Raw genomic sequence first — 17,099 nt, 5'->3', positions numbered from 1 at the left:
CTTTCCCTCTCTTCTGGGGCTTTGTCAATTTGGTCGTAGGATACTTCTTGGGCCTTTCCTGTTAAGGATAGGCAGTGGGTGATCGCTGCTGTGAGAGTTGTTTTTCCGTGGTCAACGTGGCCAATTGTTCCCACGTTCTTGTGGGGCTTCGTCCTTTCAAACTTCTGCTTTGCCATGGTGCTTCCTCCAAATGATAAAGTTTTAGGAATTTCCAAATTTAAAGGCAAAGTGGAAAAAATCTGAAGAGGAAATTTAGCATAGGAGGGGAAAAATTCAAGGGGAAATGGTGCCCACGGGCGGAGTTGAACCGCCGACCTCACCCTTACCAAGGGTGCGCTCTAACCTCCTGAGCCACGTGGGCACGGAAGTTCCGCAGGAGAAATATAGCCTTATTTGATAGAATGTGCAAGTGCCTAATTTATAATGAAGTCTGAGGTTAAACTTTTGCAATGTTGCAAATGAAAGTCTTTATGGCCCAAAGGAATACTTGACACTTATAAGATAAGGATGTTAAATTTTGAACTTGAAACGGCAAACAATTAAAAGGCTTCTAGATGAAAAAAACTTTAAATGGGGAGGTCCCGATGAGAAAAGCGCTGAAAGCAGCGACCTTAATGGGTCTTGCAGCTGCACTTATAGTACCAGCTGCTCCAAGTGCTAAAGCTGCCGACATGGATATGGGCAGCACAAAAGTAACAATCGGCGGTCAGTTAAGAGAAAGGATTGAATGGTGGGCTCAAGAAGTAGGAACAGGTAAAGGTGCTGAGCTTGGTGCTACTTACAGGGCAAGGCTCAACATCAAGGCTGAGCTTTCTGATGGCGTAACAGCCGTATTTACACCTCAAGCTGTAGGTATATGGGGTGAAGGTGGACAAGGTCTTGGACTAGACAACGACAAAAGCAACGTTTACATGCATGAAGCTTACATGCTCCTTTCCAATCCATTTGGAATTGACAACGTAATCGTTAAGCTCGGTCGCCAAGAAGTTAACCTCGGTAATCAAAGGCTAGTTGGTGCCGTTGGATGGTCTCAGGGTGGTAGGAGCATTGACGGTATCTTAGTCGGATACGCAGCTGGAGACTACGGACTTGCCGGATTCTTCTACGGAAAGTTAAAGGATGATGGAAGTCAGGACGCTTGGTTCAGGCCAACCGTAGAAAAAGAACCCGACATTGACCTCTACGTAGCTACATGGCAGGGTAAGTTTAAGCCGTTTGGAATCGGTGGAACTTACGAAATTACAGACATCTACGTTAACCCAACATCAAGTGCTCTCGGAGCCGATGCTGACGTTAACACAATCTACGGACGTGTAACTCCTGCATTTGAACTTGACGTTGCAAAAGTTAAAGTAAACATTGAAGGTGCATACCAGTCTGGCGATTACGGAAATGCCGACTTCGGCGGTTACTTCTTCAGCGTTGGCGCAGGTGCTGAATTTGATCAAGTAGCATGGGCTCCAAGCGTATTTATCGGATACGACTACTACTCTGGTGATGACAATCCAAACGACAACGACATTGACGCATTCTGGTCAGTTCTTCCAACTGCCCACAAGTGGCTCGGCCACGCTGATACAGTTTGGGCAAACACTCCTTTCTACCAGTTTAACGGTGGTGGACTTGTTCACGTAGCTTCACAGCAAGTGAACGGCTACAGCGTTGCAGGAGTCAAAGACCTTTACTTCAAGATTCATACTAAGCCAATGGATAAAGTAGCTCTAGGACTTGACCTCCACTACTTCACAGCTGCTGAGGACGTTATCAGGCTTTCTGACAACAAGAACCTCGGTGACGACATCGGTTGGGAAGCAGACCTTGAGCTTAAGTACAAGTACAGCAAGAACCTCTGCCTCTCACTTGGTTATGACTACTTTGATCCAGACGATGCCTTCAAGGCAATCAAGGGAGACGACGAGCAAGAGCACCACGTCTGGGCTCAGGCTGACCTCAAGTTCTAAGGTCAGTTTTATAAGAAACGATAAGGGGGCTTCGGCCCCCTTTTTTATTTGAAAGGACAAAAACAAATCTTAATCTTAAGGAAAAGGAAAATCTGTAGGAATATATTCAGTGATGAAATCGTTAAAAGGAGAATTATTAAAGTCTACTCAAAGAGACTGGAGGAAAGAGGGTGAAAAGGAAGAGGAGTTTAAAGGATATACTTGAGAGGAGGAAAAGAAAAGCTTTTAGCCATGAAGGAGAAATACTAATCGGTAAAGTTGTCGGAGTTCACGGTCTAAAAGGTGAACTCAAGGTTAAATCTGAGTCTGACATATTTGAAAGGCAGATGGAGGTCATAGATAAGGTTACCCTTTACAGAGGAACAAGGAAGGAGGAGCTCCCCATTGAAGGGCTCAAACCTTACAAGGACATCTACCTGCTTAAGCTTAAGGGAATTGAGGACCGCTCAGGGGCTGAGGAGAGAATCGGCGGAGAGCTCTGGATTAAAGAAGAGGAAAGAGCTCCACTGGAAGAGGGAGAGTTCTACTACGAAGACCTAATCGGTCTTGAAGTTTACGACGAGAAAGGAGAGAGATTAGGAAAGGTAAAGGGAATCTTTGAACAGCCTGCAAGCCACATACTTGAAATTGAAAAAGAAAACGGAAAAGTTATCCTAGTTCCATTCATCGGAGAGTTCGTCAAGGAAGTTGACCTAAAAGGAAAGAAACTAGTCGTTTCCCTAATTGAGGGAATGGAATGAGAATAGACGTTTTAACAGTCCTTCCAGGCCTATTTGACTGCTTCTTAAAGGAAGGAGTTATAGGGAAAGCTATCTCCTCAGGAAAGGTTGAAGTTAAAGTCCACAACATTAGAGACTTTACAACGGACAAACATAGAGTTGTTGACGACGTTCCCTACGGCGGTGGTCCAGGTATGGTTTTAAAACCTGAACCTATCTTCAGAGCTTACGATGAACTAACAAAAGAAGGAGAGAAACCCTACGTTTTGCTAACCGAACCGTGGGGAGAGAAGTTCAATCAGGAGATGGCAGTTGAGCTCTCAAAGAAGCCCCGCCTCATGATAATCTGTGGCCGTTACGAAGGAGTTGATGAAAGGGTAAAGTCACTCGTTGACAGGGAAGTTTCAATAGGTGACTACGTTCTAACCGGCGGTGAACTTCCAGCAATGGTTATAATGGACGCAGTTTTAAGGCTGATTCCAGGAGTTCTAGGGAACTTAGAGAGTTTAAGGGCAGACTCATTTTCAGATAGGGGATTACTTGGCTATCCAAACTACACCCGACCTGCAGAGTTTAGGGGAATGAAAGTTCCTGAAGTACTACTCTCCGGTCACCACAAGAAGATAGAGAGCTGGAGAAAGGAACAGAGTCTAAGGAAAACCCTTGAAAGGAGGCCAGAAATAATTGAAAATTTGAAGAGAAAAGGCCTCTTAACTAAAGAGGAACTTGAGATCTTAAAGAAAATAGAAAAGGAGAAAGGGAGTGAAAAAGGTTAGGTTCTTTTCAAGAGAAGGCGAGTTAATTTCAGAAATTCCAGTTCCTGAGGAAACCTGTAAAGAGCTCCTTAAACTCCCAGAAAAGGAACTTTTGACTGAAGTTGCAATCAACTTGTCTCTAGTCTTAGACAGAGAGTTTGGAATGAAGTTAAAACCTGACGAAATTTTAAGGGAGCTTGGAAAGGTTGAAATCTGTGGAAAGGAAGTAAACGTTGAAGGCGGGAACCCCGCCCGCTAGATACCTCAGCCAAAAGAAGTACAGCTTCCACTTGAAGAAGTTCCAGAACTCCCACCAACGGCACAGGCAGAAACTTTCTTCTCAACTTCCCCACCACACTTAGGACACTTTACATCCTTAATCTGGGAGTAAGAGAGGACGAACTTCTCAAACTCATTTCCACAGGCTTTACACTTAAACTCATAAATCGGCATTCCTCTCCTCCAAATCTATATTTTGAGAATTTAAAGCGGTATATAATATAAATCAGCTCATAATATAAGGGGCAAATATGGATAAGAAAAGGCGAGAAATCCTAAAATTCATGTTAGGCTCTTTAGCAGGCCTTGTGAACTTAAAAACTTTACCCTCTGAGGCCCACTCCTCTATAAGCAGTGAGTCTCAGTTTATAAACCTCTGTAACCTTGCCATATCCCATGAATACGGAGCAATTATTCAGTACATTAACCATTCGGGAATTATTCAAAAGAGGAAAATTTGGTCCGTTCTCCTTGAAAACATGAACGATGAAGTTGTTCACGCAAGGGAGTTAACGAGAATTTTAATTAAGGAAGGAGCAAATCCTACCGTTGCAGCTTGGCCTCCTCAAACGGGAAAGAGGCTAATCCACCTACTAAAAGAGGACATTGCAGGTGAAAATGCTGCAATTGAACTCTACCAGCAAATACTAGACTTACCAGAATCAAGCTCCTACAGAGACGTTATCTATCCCTTTCTAAAGAGGGAGATGGTTCACAGGGAAAGACTTCAGAGGTTAATTAATGCCCTATCGCCTAAAGGTTAAAGACTCTATTTTTTTTAAGATCTACACTTTCTTCTCTTTCATACTCCTCTTCGTCTTCCTATTTATCCACTTCTTCCTATTGAAAAACTTTGAAAGAATGACCGTCTATCAGTTTAAGATAAAGACCCGTTCGGAAGTGGAGCTCCTAACAAAAAACTTCATTCAAGAGTTCAAAAACTACAAGTACAGTGAGGTTTTCTCAACAGTTAACACACTACTGAAGAGTGACCCAGACTTAGCTTTAGTCTCCCTCTACCAGTTCTCACCTTCAAATAAAATACTGGAAGTTAAAAGGAACCCTTTTATAGAACTTCCGCTCTGTAACCACAACCTCCTAGAATCCCCTTGCTTTTACAGAGAAGTTAAAAAAATCCCATCAACTTTACCCATTTACGTAGAGGTCCTTTACTCAACCCAAAGGATTCATAGAAAGTTTGAACTTCTAAGGAAAAGACTCATTGCGGTTGAAGTTTCCAGCTTCCTCATTCTCTTTATAGCCTTTTTAGTTAGCTACTTCCTCCTAAAAAGGAGAACTACCAGAATTATAGAACTCCTTGATAGTTGGCAAGGCGGAGGTTTTTCTAAGTATAAACCAAAAGGAAAAGATGAGTTCAGTATCATAGAAAATAAATTCCTTGAAATGTACGATGAAATTGAAAGAGAACATTCAATAGATGAGAAAATCCTTAACTTAACGTCTTACTTACTGAAACTTTTAATAGAGACAAAGGATGAGAATACCTTTATCAAGAGTTTGGAAAGTAAGCTAAAGGAGATTTTGGGGGTTGAAGTTAAGGTTATCAAGGGAAACAAAATTGAAAAGTGTAAACACTCAGTTTCCTTAATTAACAACAAAGATATAGTTATATGCTTTAAAGGGAAAATCCCTGATCATTTCTTAAGTATTCTACTAAACATAATTGACATGATTTTCCTAGCTTTCAGGGAAAGAATAGAGAAAGAAAAACTCTTTTTACAGACAATAACGGCCCTTGCAAACGCTATTGACGCAATATCTCCGTGGACTAAAGGGCACAGCCAGAGGGTTGCTGAGATCTCGGTCCTTATCGGGAAAGAAATGGGACTCAAAGAAGAGGAGCTTGAAAAGTTAAAGATTTCTGGAATCCTACACGATATCGGAAAAATAGGAGTTGACAAAGAGATAATTGATAAACGCGGTAAGTTAACTCCCAAGGAGTATAAAGAGGTTAAAAGGCACTCAACCATAGGCTATGAAATCTTAAGACCTATAGAACTACTAAACGATATTCTCCCTGCAGTTTTATACCACCACGAAAGGTGTAACGGAAGCGGATACCCGGAAGGGCTTAAGTGTAAAGAAATACCCTCCTTTGCAAAGATAATTGCAGTAGCAGACGTCATAGAAGCACTTTCAGCAGAAAGGCCCTACAAAAAGAGTTACTCTCCTGAGGAGGTTCTCAAACACCTGGTTGAAAATAAAGGAACCCTTTACGATCCAGAAGTAGTTGAAGCAGCCGTAAAGGCCTGGAGAGAGATAGAGAAGCTCCTTCCAAAAAAGACAGACTCTGATAAATTAAGTTAAAATAGTTGAATGTTTGTATCGTTAGTTGTTATCTTAGCCTTTGCTGTTTTCGTATTCCTCCGTCTAAAGCCAAAAGAGTGTAACTGTGAGGAGTTTGATGAAGAGACTGGAAACTCTAAGGAAAGAGATTGACCAGATTGACAGGGAGATACTCTCTCTCTTAAACAGGAGAGCAGAACTTGCAAAGGAAGTAGGTCAGATAAAGAAAAAGGAAGGACTACCCTTTTACGTACCCGGAAGGGAGGCAAAGATCCTCTCAAAGCTTGAAGAGCTAAATCAAGGGCCTCTTCCTCCAGAGAGTATAAGGGCGATCTTCAGGGAGATAATTTCGGCCTGTAGGGCTTTAGAAGAGCCAACACGAGTTGTATTTTTAGGACCTCAGGCAACCTTCACCCACCTTGCAGCCATCAAACACTTTGGAACTTCTTCAGACTTAAGGCCTAAGGACTCAATTACTGAAGTCTTTGATGAAGTTGAAAAGGGAAGGGTTGATTACGGAGTAGTTCCTATTGAGAACTCAATAGAGGGGATAGTCAACTACACGATAGACATGTTCCTTGATACCGACTTAAAGATAAGCGGAGAGGTCTTTATTCCCGTTAACCTACACCTTATGAGTAAAGAGAACTCCCTATCAGACATAAGAAAAGTCTACTCCCACCGCCACGCTCTAGCTCAGGCAAGGAAGTGGCTCTCAGAAAACCTTCCAAAGGCAGATTTAGTGGAAGTTTCAAGCACTTCTAAAGCTGCTGAAATTGCTAGTTCAGAACCCGGCTCTGCTGCAGTTGCCAGTGAAGCTGCAGCACTACTTTACGATCTAAACATCCTTGCAAAGAACATTCAGGAGCTAACGAAGAACTTTACCCGTTTCCTGATAATCGGAAAGAGGGACTCAGACTATCCAAGCGGAAGGGATAAGACCTCAATAATGTTTAGCACCCGCCACAGAGCTGGAGCCCTTTTTAAAGCCCTCCAGCCCTTTGCAGTTTACGATGTTAACCTCACAAAGATTGAATCAAGGCCCACAAAGAAAAAACCCTGGGAGTACGTATTTTTCGTTGACCTTGACGGACACAGGAAGGAGGATAGGGTGGCAAAGGCTCTAAAGGAGCTTGAAGAGAACTGCTCCTTCTTCAAAGTCTTAGGCTCATATCCTGCTGGATTTAAGGAGTAGACATGAGAGAAGGGATTGTTGAGAGGAAAACATCTGAGACCTCTGTTTACGTTAGAATAAACCTTGACGGAAGCGGAAACTACTCAGTAAAAACAGACGTTCCATTTTTAACCCACATGCTGGAGCTCTTTTCCCGCCATTCCCTCTTTGACCTTGAAGTAGTTGCAACTGGAGACGTTGAAGTTGACCACCATCACCTAATTGAGGACGTTGGAATAACCCTTGGAACTGCCCTAGAAAAGGCCCTGAGAGATAAAAGGGGAATCAACAGGTACGGCTTTTTCACTCTTCCAATGGATGAAACGTTAATCTCTGCAGCAATTGACTTGTCCGGACGCCCCTACTTCGTCTATAGAGGTTTTCCAGAGTTTAAGACCTTAATGGGAATAGAGTTTGACCTCTTGAGGGAGTTCTGGAAGTCCTTCTCCCACTCTCTCAAGTGCAACCTCCACATAAACTGCCACTACGGTTTAAACCTCCACCACATGGCTGAGGGGACCTTCAAGGCCGTTGCAAGGGCTTTAAGGGTTGCAGTGGCAATAGATGACAGAGTAAATGGAATTCCATCAACAAAAGGAAAGTTATAAGGAGGAGGTAGAGGAAGATGAAAGTTGAACGTTCAAAGGCCCTCTTTGAAGAGGCTAAGAAGTACATACCCGGAGGAGTAAACAGCCCCGTAAGGGCTTTTAAGTCCGTTGGAGACGTTCCCAGGTTCATAGAGAGGGCTAAGGGAAGCCACATCTGGGACGTTGACGGAAATGAGTACATTGACTACGTCTGCTCATGGGGACCTATGATCTTAGGGCACGCCCACCCGAAAGTCGTCGAGGTAATAAAGAATCAGGCTGAAAAGGGAACGAGCTACGGAGCTCCAACCGAGCTTGAAGTTGAACTTGCAAAGATGATAGTTGAGCTGGTTCCTTCAGTTGAGAAGGTTAGAATGGTTAACTCAGGAACCGAAGCTACAATGTCTGCCATAAGGCTTGCAAGGGGATATACGGGAAGGAACAAGGTAATCAAGTTTGAAGGAGGTTACCACGGTCACGTTGATGCCTTACTCGTAAAGGCTGGCTCAGGACTTACAACCTTTGGAGTTCCAACAAGCCCTGGAATTCCTGAAGACTTTGCAAAGCATACAATTACTGTACCTTTCAACGATATTGACGCCCTAAAAAAAGTAATTGACGAAGTTGGAGATGAGGTTGCTGCAGTAATAATGGAACCTGTTATGGCAAACGCTGGACTGATTATTCCAGAACCTAGCTTCCTTGAGGCAGTTAGGGAAATTACGGCTGAAAAGGGAATAGTTCTAATATTTGATGAAGTTATTACAGGGTTTAGGCTTTCACTGGGAGGAGCTCAGGAGTACTTCGGAGTGACTCCTGACCTATCCTGCTTTGGAAAGATTATCGGCGGAGGATTACCGGTCGGAGCCTTTGGAGGAAAGAAGGAGATAATGGACCACCTTGCTCCTGAAGGGCCGGTTTACCAGGCAGGAACCCTATCTGGAAACCCCCTTGCAATGGCTGCTGGAATAGCTACTCTTAAGGAGCTCCAAAAGCCTGGAGTCTACGAAGAACTAAGGAAAAAAACACAGAAGCTCTCAGAGGGCCTAAAGGAAGCCGCTAAAGAGGCGGGGGTTTCAGATAAAGTATCCTTCAAGCAAATTGAAAGTATCTCAATAATCTACTTTACTCCGGTTGACGTGAAGAACTACCAAGACGCCCTAACGGCAAACACAGAGGCCTACGCAAAGTTCTTCAGGAGAATGCTAAAAGAGGGAATTTACCTAGCACCGTCCCAGTTTGAAGTTGCCTTTGTATCAACAGCCCATACAGAAGAGGACATTGAGAAAACTGTTAAAGCTGCTGAGGTTGCCTTTAAAGAGGTTAGGGAGCTCCTGTAGTGGGAAAGCTAAAAGACTACATAGAGAGAACTTCCTACATGATGGTCGGGGTTCAGTTTGCCCTGGCCATCTTTATAGGATTTGCAATAGGTTACTGGCTTGATAAACAATTTAAAACCTTTCCCTGGTTGACAATTTTCTGGTTCTTCATAGGTTTGGCCGCAGGCTTTAAGAACGTCTATAGGGAGCTAAAGAAGATTTCAAAATGAAGGAGTTTAACTCTTTCCTTAAGACATTACTGGTCACAGAAGTATCCCTCTTTTTAATCTCAACCCTTACCCTGCTATTTACAAAGGGAATTTCAAACTTTACTTCCTCCTTCCTAGTCGGCTATTCGGTCATGGCCTTTGACCTCTTCCTCCTTGCAAGGTTCTCAAAGAAAGTTCCCCAGTTAGTCTCTCTGGGGCACTTTCCTCGTTCCGGATTCCTCTGGCGCTTCTTAGCCGTAGCCCTTATACTCTTTGGCATCTCTTTGTTTACTCAAGTTGACTTCTTTGCTATAATTTCGGCGGTTGCGACGGCCAACTTCGGCCTCTTTTTAGCAGTTATACTAAGCCGGAAGGAGTGGGAGAAATGGAACACGGAAGCATAATCAAGATAGTAGGAATACCCGACCACGTAACTATGACCTGGTTAATGATGGCAGTCGTTCTCGTATTTGCCTACATCCTCGGTAAGAACTTGAAGAAGTTTCCAGATAGGGTTCAGTACGTATTTGAAGCCTTAACGTCATTCATCGTTTACACACTTGAAGACGCTATGGGAAGTTACGGTAGGAAGTTCTTCCCCTTAATCTCAGGCCTTGCAGTTTTCATCCTCTGCGGAAACTTAATGGGACTCATACCTGGCTTTACCCAGCCAACTGCCAACCTTAACACAACTTTAGCCCTGGCTATAATATCCTTCCTCGTTTACAACTATGAGGGAATAAAGAAACACGGTCTCATTAACTACATAAAGCACTTTGCAGGTCCGGTTCCGTGGATGGCTCCTATAATGTTCCCAATTGAGGTCGTCTCCCACATTTCAAGGATTCTCTCCCTCTCTTTCCGTCTCTTTGGAAACATGTTCGGTGATGAAATGGTAGTCCTAGTTGCCCTAATGCTCGTTCCTTTCCTAGTTCCTGTAGCTGGAGAGTTCATAGTCTTTGCAAACAGTTTCCTACAAACATTTATTTTCTGCATACTAACAGTGGTCTACATAGCCACAGCTATTGAAGAACACGAGGAAGAACACGTTGGATACTAATAGAAAGAATTCAGGACGGGAGGTACTGATGAAAAAGAGTTATCTCAAGAACATCCTCTTTACACTCTTCCTCCTTGCCGTTGGAGCTCTTCCAGCAATGGCAGGAGAGGGAGGAGCTGAGTCTGGAAAAGCTCTAATCCTTGGTCTTTCAGCAATCGGTGCAGGCCTTGCTATCGGCCCTGCTGCTGGTGGTGCTGGTGCTGGACAGGGTCAGGCAGTAAGGGGTGCCTGTGAAGGAATGGCAAGGAACCCACAGATGGCTGGTAAACTAACAACTACAATGTTTATCGGTTTAGCTATCATTGAAGCACTTGCTATCTACGGTCTTGTCATTGCCCTCATTCTCCTTTACGCTAACCCACTCGTCTAAACGAAAGCCCCGGCAAGCCGGGGCTTTTTATTTAAACCTCTCTACTCCAGAATACCCGTGCCAATTTCTCCCCTTCGTTGTACTTGACCTCAAAGTTACCCTTAAAGGCCTTTTGAACAGCCTCTCCAATGTGGCGGGCAAGGTGCTCACTGGTTGTAGCTATCTCTGTTACTCCGTCCTCTTTCTCCTCTATCCATAGAATCCTCTGAAGAGGCCTTAAACCCATAACCTCATCAACAACGTTCTTTATCCTGTTTAATATCTCTTCCCTGTGATCCTGGAAGAACTTTCCGCTTAGGTAGACAAAGCCTCCAGGGTACCTGTCCCTCTTCCTCCTACAGGCAGGACAGAGAGCCTTATTGGCATCTGCAGGCACCGGCTCAGGGAGCTGCTCTGGCCACTGCCACCTTCCATCCTTAAAGACGGCTCCACACTCCTCACAGACGGTCGGCTCAGGGTACTTTTTCTTCTCATAGTAAGGGTTGTCACTCTCCCAAGTGTACTCTTTCCTTCCTGCTGGGACGTAGTTGTTCCTTCCCATTCTCTCCTCCTCTTTTTGGGCTTCTTCTTTTAATTTAAGGCTTATTTTTCAATTTCACAGGTGGTAAACGGGTATCGGCCTGTAAGGAGTTTTTAAAAGTCTTATGCACCCTTGTCGTCTGGCTTTAATCAACCAGTGGGGTTGATTAAGGGTAGGGTCTCTGTAGGGAACAGATTCGGGAAGCTCAAACTTCCTCAAAAGCCTCTCTTCCGTTTTAAAAGAGGGAGATGCAACCGTTGACTTAGACTTCCTTCCAACTGCAACTCCCTCTACCACCCCAAACCCTGCCATGTGAAGGGCTTTCCTTACAGGAGTTGAAGCAGAGTAGGTAGCTAAGATTCCCTCGTCCTTAATTACTCTTCGGAGGAGGAGAAAGAAGTCGTAAGTCCAGAGCTCCGGGTTAACCTTAGGGGAGAAGGGATCGTGAAAAACTGCGTCTGCAAAACCTTCGTAAACTGGAGAAATTCTCTTTAAGACTTCCCTCCCCTCCCCTATGAATACCTTTATTCTTAGCTTCGGCCTAAAGTAGTTGAGGGTTAAAAAGCCAAACTGGCAGGCTTTATTCCTTAAGAGCTCCCTCAAAACTTCCTTCCACCTCTCCAGCTTTCCCCAGTTGAGGGAGAGGGAACTCTCTATAACCTTAATGTCAAACTCGTAGCCGACTACTTCAACTTCTGCACTTGGGTTTTCAGAAGTTACCTCACTAACAAAGGTAAAAGTGTTATAACCGAGACCAAAGCAGGAATCAAAGAGGCTAACCTTCCCCCTCCTTGCCTTCTCCCTTACCTTGGCTGGTTTACAGAACTTCTCTAAAGCCTCTGTAAAGGCTCCGGCAGTTACAGAGTGGTAGGGCTCCTTAAAGTAAGGTGAAAAGAGAGTAGATGAGCCGTCAGCCGTCTTAAGAACTTTGCTCATCACCTTCAAAGAGCTCTCTTATTAACCTCTCCCACTGCTCCTGACACTCGTTACCTTCACAGGGATCAAGTGGAATAACGGAAGCCTTCTCAATTACCGACCTATCAACGAAAATGGGAGCGTTCACCCTTACAGCTAAGTTAATTGCATCACTCGGCCTTGAATCTATCCTTATGACCTCTCCATCTGGCCTCTTTACCTCAATCACTGCAAAGTAGATTCCCTTATCAAAGTCGTTTATCACAACCCTCTCAACCTCTCCGCCGAAAACGGAAAGGAGCTCCCTTATCAGGTCGTAAGGGAAAGGTCTCGGTGGAACTGCTCCAAGGAGCTCCGTTTCAAGGAGCTCTGCCTCCCAGTTTCCAATCCATATCGGAACGGCAAACCTCTCCTTCTCGTTCCCCAGGATAATTATCGGTAAACCGCTGAACCTATCTTGGGTAATTCCAATTACAGAAACCTCAACCATGGCTCTGCTCCTTTTCTACCGGTTTTCCCTTCAGGAAGAAGGGAGAGACTTCAGTTATCTCAACCTTTACAGTTTTTCCAATTAAGTCCTCTCCACCCGTTACTGCAACGGGCTTATTATCTGGAGTCCTTCCGTAGAGCTCCGTTCCCTTCGGACTGTAACCTTCAATCAAGACCTCTTCAACTTTCCCAAGCCTCTCCCTGTTCCTCTCCAAGGCCTGTTTCTTAATTAAGTCCTGGAGTTCCCTTAACCTCCTGTTCTTTACTTCCTTAGGGACATCGTCTAGGAAAGTAGCAGCCTTAGTAAAGGGACGGGGAGAATACTCAAAGACAAACCCCTGGTCAAAAACGCACTCCTCAACTAGGGAGATGGTATCCTCAAAGTCCTTCTCAGTTTCCCCGGGGAAACCGACGATGAAGTCACCAGAGAGGGCAACTTCAGGAACGATCTCCTTCAGCATCTTTACTTTTTCAATATACTCTTCTCTTGTATAACCCCTGTTCATCCTCTTAAGAACTTCGTTTGAACCGCTCTGGGGAGGAAGGTGAACGTAAGGACACACCTTTGGAATGTCCCTAATAGCCTCAGCTATCTCACGGCTAAAGCCTGCAGGATGGGAAGTTGTAAACCTCACCCTCTCAATCCCAGGAACTTCAGAGACCATGTATAAAAGGTCTGCCAGGTCGGTACTTCCATACCTGTAAAAGTCAACGTTCTGACCTAGGAGGTGAACTTCTTTGACTCCCCTCTCTGCAAGCCTTCTTACCTCCTCCAAAACGAGCTCCGGCTTTACGCTCCTCTCCCTTCCCCTCGTAAATGGAACGATGCAGTAAGTACAGAACCTGTTACACCCCCTTTGAACGGTAACGTAGGCCACAAAGGGATTTTCAAGGGAAGAGTCTATTAGGGGAACTCTATCTTCCTCAGGAATTTTAGAGTTTAGAACTTCTACTACCTTCCCTTCCTTCTTAACCTTCTCAAGGAACTGTGGAAGCTTCACAAAGTTGAAGGTTCCAAAGACCAAGTCAACGTGGGGAAACCTTAAGATGTGTTCCTTCTCCTTCTGTGGAATACAACCTGCAACTGCAACTATAGTCTCAGGTTTTTTCTTCTTCAACCTCTTAAGGTTTCCTATAAATGAGTAAGCCTTATTGTCGGGCTTTGCCCTAACGGAGCAAGTATTAACGATAATAATATCGGCCTCCTCAGGGTTTTCGGCCCTTTCGTAGCCCATTCCCTCAAGGAGGCCAGCCATCTTCTCTGAGTCGTTAACGTTCATTTGACATCCAAAGGTCTTAATGAAGTACTTTCCCATCTAACTCCACTTAAAAAGTTTTACTTTAATATAGTTTTTAATCGCAGGGATTAGGTATTGTCTGGCCCTTTGGATATATGAGTATCTCAACCCTCCTGTTGAGGAAACGACCTTCAGGAGTATCGTTTGGAGCTATCGGGTGTTTCGGACCACACCCAAAAGTTACAACTCTAGATGGGTCTACTCCGTTTAAAATAAGTTCGTTCCTTACAGCCTCTGCCCTCTTCTCTGAGAGCTTAACGTTGTAGTTAAAAGAACCGGTACTGTCGGTATAACCTACAACGACTACAACAGTATCCGGATTTTCGTTAAGAGTCCTTGCAACCCTCCTCAACATCTCCTTCGCTTCAGGCTTAAGCTGGTAGCTGTTAAAGTCAAACAGGACTGTATCCTTCATCACAACTCTTACCTTTTCGGGCTCCTTAACTACAGCAACAGGTTTAGCTTCTGTAATTGGAGGTTCGGTTGGTTTTACTTCAGGGTTTGTATTATCAATTGGCTGAACTCCAAGGTCCTTACCGAGAGACTTGGCCTGCTGGTCAAGGATGTAACCGATAGCCCCTCCGATTAGAGCTCCTGCAGCTGCACCAAGAAGGACTCTCTTTCCCTTATTTGCATGCTTTGGACCAGTCACTGCCCCCAATATTCCTCCAGCTACCGCTCCAATTGCTGCTCCGGTTGCAGTTTTACTGGGCCCTGTTTTCTGAGAGCTCTGAGTCGTCGCACAACCAACAGTTAAAAAGCTAGTTATAGTAAGTAATGCTAAAATTTTCCTCATAACCGCCCCCCTTTAGCGTTCGTAATCTACAATTTAAAACCAAATTGGAGGTTTTTCATGAGTTTTAGCGTAGAGGAAGTTGCAAAAAGGGCAAAGGAGGTAAGCTACTCTCTCATAGACCTATCAACGGAAGTAAAAAATAGAACGCTTTTAACTGCTGCCAAGCTAATAGAGGAAAAAAGGGAAATCATTGAAAAGGAAAATAGAAAGGACCTAATCGCTGGAGAGGAAAAAGGTCTATCAAAGGCTATGCTTGACAGGCTCCTCCTTAACGAGAAGAGAATAAAAGGAATGGTTGATGTTTTAAAGGACGTTGCAAACCTTCCAGACCCTGTTGGCGAAGTTATAAAGATGTGGACGAGGCCCAACGGGTTAAGAATTGGGAAGATGAGGGTTCCTCTTGGGGTTGTTTCTATCATTTACGAGTCAAGACCAAACGTAACAGTTGAAGCAGGTTCCCTGTGTATAAAGAGCTCCAACGCAGTTATCCTAAAGGGAGGAAGTGAGGCTATAAACTCAAACAGGGTTTTAGTAGAAATATTAAAAGAGGCAGCAGAGAGGGAAGGTTACCCACCTGAGGCAATCCAGTTTATAGATACAACAGACAGAAGAGCAGTTAGAGAACTCCTAAAGCTTGACCAGTACATTGACGTTGTAATACCACGGGGCGGGGAAGGTCTAATCAGGTTCGTTTCAGAGAACGCAAGGATGCCCGTAATAAAGCACTACAAGGGAGTCTGCCACGTCTTCGTTGACGAGTTTGCAGACCTTGAAAAGGCGTGGAACATCTGTTTCAACGCAAAGGTTCAAAGGCCGGGAGTCTGTAACGCAATGGAGACAATGCTAGTCCACTCAAAGATTGCAGATGCCTTTATGCCTAAAATGGTGGAGCTCTTCAAAAAGGCTAAGGTTGAGCTTAGGGGGGATGAAAGGGCAAGGAGTTACGATCCAGAGTACATAAAGCCGGCAACTGAAGAGGACTGGTACGCAGAATACCTAGACCTAATCCTTGCCGTAAGAGTCGTTGATTCCCTGGATGAGGCTATAGACCACATAAACACTTACGGTTCTCACCACAGCGATGCAATAGTTACCGAAAACTACACAAACTCCATGAAGTTCCTAAACAGAGTAGACTCAGCAGCCGTCTACGTCAACGCGTCAACTAGGTTTACAGATGGGAACGTCTTTGGCCTTGGAGCGGAGATGGGGATCTCAACTGATAAAGTTCACGTTAGAGGTCCTATGGGGCTTGAAGACTTAACAATTCCAAAGTACATAATCCTCGGAAACGGTCAGATAAGGGAGTAAAGGTGATAAACAGCTCAGTCGTTGGAAACTTTTTCTTCTGGTTTTTCTTTATAGTTACGATAGCCTGGACCGTCATAGCCATCCTTATAAAGGGCTATAAGATGCTGAAGATAAGGCTAAAGTGAGGGAGGGTTACTCCTCCCTCTCAGCAGCCCTTAACTTTGCGCTCCTTGATGCCGGATTTTCCCTAACCTCCTCAGGGCTCGGCTCTATCGGCTTTTTAGTCACTACCTTAAAACCTTGAAGGCTCCTAAGGATATTCTTAACCAGCCTATCCTCCAGAGAGTGGAAGGTTATGACAACAATCCTCCCACCGGACTTTATAAACTCTGCAGCAGAAGGGATTCCCTTCTCTATCTCTTCAAACTCCTTATTTACAAAGATTCTTATAGCTTGAAACGTCTTTATTGCAGGGTGTTTCTTCCTTCCAGCCCATAACTTCTTTGGAATAACCTCTTCAACTATCTGAGCAAGTTCGGTAGTAGTCTCTATTGGCTTTTCTTTCCTCCTCCTTACTATCTCCCTTGCTATCTTCCTCGCAAATCGCTCCTGACCGTACTTAAATATTACGTCTGCAAGCTCCCTCTCAGAAAGTTCATTTACAACATCCCTTGCAGTCAACTTCTGACGCCTATCCATCCTCATATCAAGGGGCTGCTCCTTCCAAACTGTAAAGCCCCTCTCTCCCCTTAAGTGGAAGTGGGAAACTCCAAGGTCAAAAAGCACTCCGTTAACTTCACCTATTCCTTCAGCTTCAAGAACTTCCCCTATCTGAGAGAAGTTTGCGTGGTAGATTGAAACCCTATCGCCGTAAGGCTCTAACCTTTTAATTGCCCTTTCTATGGCCTCTTCATCCCTATCTATACCAATTACCCTATTTTTAGGGTTAGCCTTTAAAATCGCCTCCGTATGGCCTCCGCCACCTAAGGTAGCATCAACGAAAATTCCTCCCTCTCTAGCCTTTAACATACTGATACTCTCATCAAGGAGAACAGGAGGATGGTAAATTTCACTCATACCTAACTCCCAA

The 17,099-nt window shown here is 44.3% G+C and carries 24 protein-coding genes and 1 tRNA gene; 16 read left to right on the top strand and 9 right to left on the bottom strand.

What is annotated here, in order from left to right; all coding sequences use genetic code 11:
* Together C7457_RS07855 and C7457_RS07850 are read right to left on the bottom strand one after the other, a co-directional pair.
* The coding region (locus C7457_RS07855) for a GTP-binding protein (RefSeq protein ID WP_245939619.1) at positions 1-176 on the bottom strand (176 nt) is incomplete at its 3' end.
* 108 nt (positions 177-284) lie between these two features.
* Positions 285-361, bottom strand: a tRNA-Thr gene (locus C7457_RS07850).
* A gap of 223 nt (positions 362-584) precedes the next feature.
* Here C7457_RS07850 and C7457_RS07845 point away from each other — a divergent pair.
* The 4 genes from C7457_RS07845 (at position 585) to C7457_RS07830 (ending at position 3,694) form a co-directional block, all read left to right on the top strand.
* Positions 585-1,961 carry an alginate export family protein gene (locus C7457_RS07845; RefSeq protein ID WP_170137390.1) on the top strand — a complete coding sequence of 459 codons (1,377 nt, stop codon included), beginning with the start codon at positions 585-587 and terminating at the stop codon, positions 1,959-1,961.
* A 170-nt stretch (positions 1,962-2,131) separates the two neighbouring features.
* A complete protein-coding gene (gene rimM / locus C7457_RS07840) occupies positions 2,132-2,701 on the top strand; it encodes a ribosome maturation factor RimM (protein WP_121171762.1) in 570 nt (189 codons plus the stop codon).
* The gene (trmD, locus tag C7457_RS07835; RefSeq protein WP_121171761.1) at positions 2,698-3,456 is read left to right on the top strand and encodes a tRNA (guanosine(37)-N1)-methyltransferase TrmD; all 759 of its coding nucleotides are present in this window, start codon (positions 2,698-2,700) and stop codon (positions 3,454-3,456) included. The genes rimM and trmD overlap by 4 nt, the downstream gene beginning before the upstream one ends.
* The gene (locus C7457_RS07830) at positions 3,443-3,694 is read left to right on the top strand and encodes a hypothetical protein (RefSeq protein ID WP_121171760.1); all 252 of its coding nucleotides are present in this window, start codon (positions 3,443-3,445) and stop codon (positions 3,692-3,694) included. Before trmD ends, C7457_RS07830 begins: the two co-directional genes overlap by 14 nt.
* A gap of 5 nt (positions 3,695-3,699) precedes the next feature.
* On the opposite strand, the gene C7457_RS07825 is transcribed toward C7457_RS07830, so the two are convergent.
* Positions 3,700-3,888 (bottom strand): FmdB family zinc ribbon protein, encoded by a 189-nt coding sequence (locus C7457_RS07825; protein WP_121171759.1) that lies wholly within the window; start codon positions 3,886-3,888, stop codon positions 3,700-3,702.
* Between the two features lie 77 nt (positions 3,889-3,965).
* Between C7457_RS07825 and C7457_RS07820 the strand changes: the two genes are divergently transcribed.
* From C7457_RS07820 to atpE, 10 genes are read left to right on the top strand one after another with little or no spacing between them, the layout of a single operon-like run.
* Positions 3,966-4,478: a ferritin-like domain-containing protein gene (locus C7457_RS07820; protein WP_121171758.1), complete on the top strand. Its 513-nt coding sequence runs from the start codon at positions 3,966-3,968 to the stop codon at positions 4,476-4,478.
* Positions 4,456-6,042 (top strand): HD-GYP domain-containing protein, encoded by a 1,587-nt coding sequence (locus C7457_RS07815; RefSeq protein ID WP_121171757.1) that lies wholly within the window; start codon positions 4,456-4,458, stop codon positions 6,040-6,042. Before C7457_RS07820 ends, C7457_RS07815 begins: the two co-directional genes overlap by 23 nt.
* Positions 6,043-6,051: 9 nt before the next feature.
* Complete coding sequence (locus C7457_RS08980; protein WP_274540977.1) at positions 6,052-6,174, top strand: hypothetical protein; 123 nt, start codon at positions 6,052-6,054, stop codon at positions 6,172-6,174.
* Positions 6,140-7,216, top strand: a complete 1,077-nt coding sequence (gene pheA / locus C7457_RS07810) for a prephenate dehydratase (protein ID WP_121171756.1) — start codon at positions 6,140-6,142, stop codon at positions 7,214-7,216. The genes C7457_RS08980 and pheA overlap by 35 nt, the downstream gene beginning before the upstream one ends.
* A 2-nt stretch (positions 7,217-7,218) precedes the next feature.
* The gene (gene hisB, locus C7457_RS07805) at positions 7,219-7,803 is read left to right on the top strand and encodes an imidazoleglycerol-phosphate dehydratase HisB (protein ID WP_121171755.1); all 585 of its coding nucleotides are present in this window, start codon (positions 7,219-7,221) and stop codon (positions 7,801-7,803) included.
* 17 nt (positions 7,804-7,820) lie between these two features.
* On the top strand, positions 7,821-9,122 hold the full coding sequence (gene hemL, locus C7457_RS07800; RefSeq protein WP_121171753.1) for a glutamate-1-semialdehyde 2,1-aminomutase: 1,302 nt from the start codon (positions 7,821-7,823) through the stop codon (positions 9,120-9,122).
* On the top strand, positions 9,122-9,331 hold the full coding sequence (locus C7457_RS07795) for an AtpZ/AtpI family protein (RefSeq protein WP_121171751.1): 210 nt from the start codon (positions 9,122-9,124) through the stop codon (positions 9,329-9,331). Before hemL ends, C7457_RS07795 begins: the two co-directional genes overlap by 1 nt.
* Positions 9,328-9,714 (top strand): hypothetical protein, encoded by a 387-nt coding sequence (locus C7457_RS07790; protein ID WP_121171749.1) that lies wholly within the window; start codon positions 9,328-9,330, stop codon positions 9,712-9,714. The genes C7457_RS07795 and C7457_RS07790 overlap by 4 nt, the downstream gene beginning before the upstream one ends.
* Positions 9,696-10,370, top strand: a complete 675-nt coding sequence (atpB, locus tag C7457_RS07785; protein WP_121171747.1) for a F0F1 ATP synthase subunit A — start codon at positions 9,696-9,698, stop codon at positions 10,368-10,370. The genes C7457_RS07790 and atpB overlap by 19 nt, the downstream gene beginning before the upstream one ends.
* 28 nt (positions 10,371-10,398) lie before the next feature.
* On the top strand, positions 10,399-10,740 hold the full coding sequence (gene atpE, locus C7457_RS07780; protein ID WP_121171745.1) for an ATP synthase F0 subunit C: 342 nt from the start codon (positions 10,399-10,401) through the stop codon (positions 10,738-10,740).
* A gap of 31 nt (positions 10,741-10,771) precedes the next feature.
* Here atpE and C7457_RS07775 read toward each other — a convergent pair whose 3' ends face one another.
* The 5 genes from C7457_RS07775 to C7457_RS07755 are packed head-to-tail and all read right to left on the bottom strand — an operon-like array spanning position 10,772 to position 14,758.
* Entirely contained in the window at positions 10,772-11,281 is a 510-nt protein-coding gene (locus C7457_RS07775) for a BCAM0308 family protein (RefSeq protein ID WP_121171743.1), read from the bottom strand.
* 54 nt (positions 11,282-11,335) lie between these two features.
* Positions 11,336-12,196 (bottom strand): tRNA (5-methylaminomethyl-2-thiouridine)(34)-methyltransferase MnmD, encoded by an 861-nt coding sequence (locus C7457_RS07770; protein WP_121171741.1) that lies wholly within the window; start codon positions 12,194-12,196, stop codon positions 11,336-11,338.
* Entirely contained in the window at positions 12,180-12,665 is a 486-nt protein-coding gene (locus C7457_RS07765) for a bifunctional nuclease family protein (RefSeq protein ID WP_121171740.1), read from the bottom strand. The genes C7457_RS07770 and C7457_RS07765 overlap by 17 nt, the downstream gene beginning before the upstream one ends.
* Positions 12,658-13,980: a tRNA (N6-isopentenyl adenosine(37)-C2)-methylthiotransferase MiaB gene (gene miaB, locus C7457_RS07760; RefSeq protein WP_121171738.1), complete on the bottom strand. Its 1,323-nt coding sequence runs from the start codon at positions 13,978-13,980 to the stop codon at positions 12,658-12,660. Before miaB ends, C7457_RS07765 begins: the two co-directional genes overlap by 8 nt.
* A 37-nt stretch (positions 13,981-14,017) precedes the next feature.
* Entirely contained in the window at positions 14,018-14,758 is a 741-nt protein-coding gene (locus C7457_RS07755) for a YiaD family glycine zipper/OmpA-like lipoprotein (protein ID WP_121171736.1), read from the bottom strand.
* A 57-nt stretch (positions 14,759-14,815) separates the two neighbouring features.
* Between C7457_RS07755 and C7457_RS07750 the strand changes: the two genes are divergently transcribed.
* Together C7457_RS07750 and C7457_RS08975 are read left to right on the top strand one after the other, a co-directional pair.
* Positions 14,816-16,069 carry a glutamate-5-semialdehyde dehydrogenase gene (locus C7457_RS07750; RefSeq protein ID WP_121171734.1) on the top strand — a complete coding sequence of 418 codons (1,254 nt, stop codon included), beginning with the start codon at positions 14,816-14,818 and terminating at the stop codon, positions 16,067-16,069.
* A 2-nt stretch (positions 16,070-16,071) separates the two neighbouring features.
* Positions 16,072-16,194, top strand: coding sequence for a hypothetical protein (locus C7457_RS08975; protein ID WP_274540976.1), 123 nt, complete (start codon positions 16,072-16,074; stop codon positions 16,192-16,194).
* A gap of 7 nt (positions 16,195-16,201) precedes the next feature.
* Here the strand turns inward: C7457_RS08975 and rsmH are convergent, their stop codons facing one another.
* Complete coding sequence (rsmH, locus tag C7457_RS07745) at positions 16,202-17,086, bottom strand: 16S rRNA (cytosine(1402)-N(4))-methyltransferase RsmH (protein ID WP_121171732.1); 885 nt, start codon at positions 17,084-17,086, stop codon at positions 16,202-16,204.
* Between the last annotated feature and the right edge of the window lie 13 nt (positions 17,087-17,099).

The organism is Thermovibrio guaymasensis (genome assembly GCF_003633715.1).
GTDB classification, from domain to species: Bacteria; Aquificota; Aquificia; order Desulfurobacteriales; family Desulfurobacteriaceae; genus Thermovibrio; species Thermovibrio guaymasensis.
The sequence above is the reverse complement of the archived record's forward strand: the minus strand, read 5'-3'. Positions and strand labels throughout refer to the sequence as shown.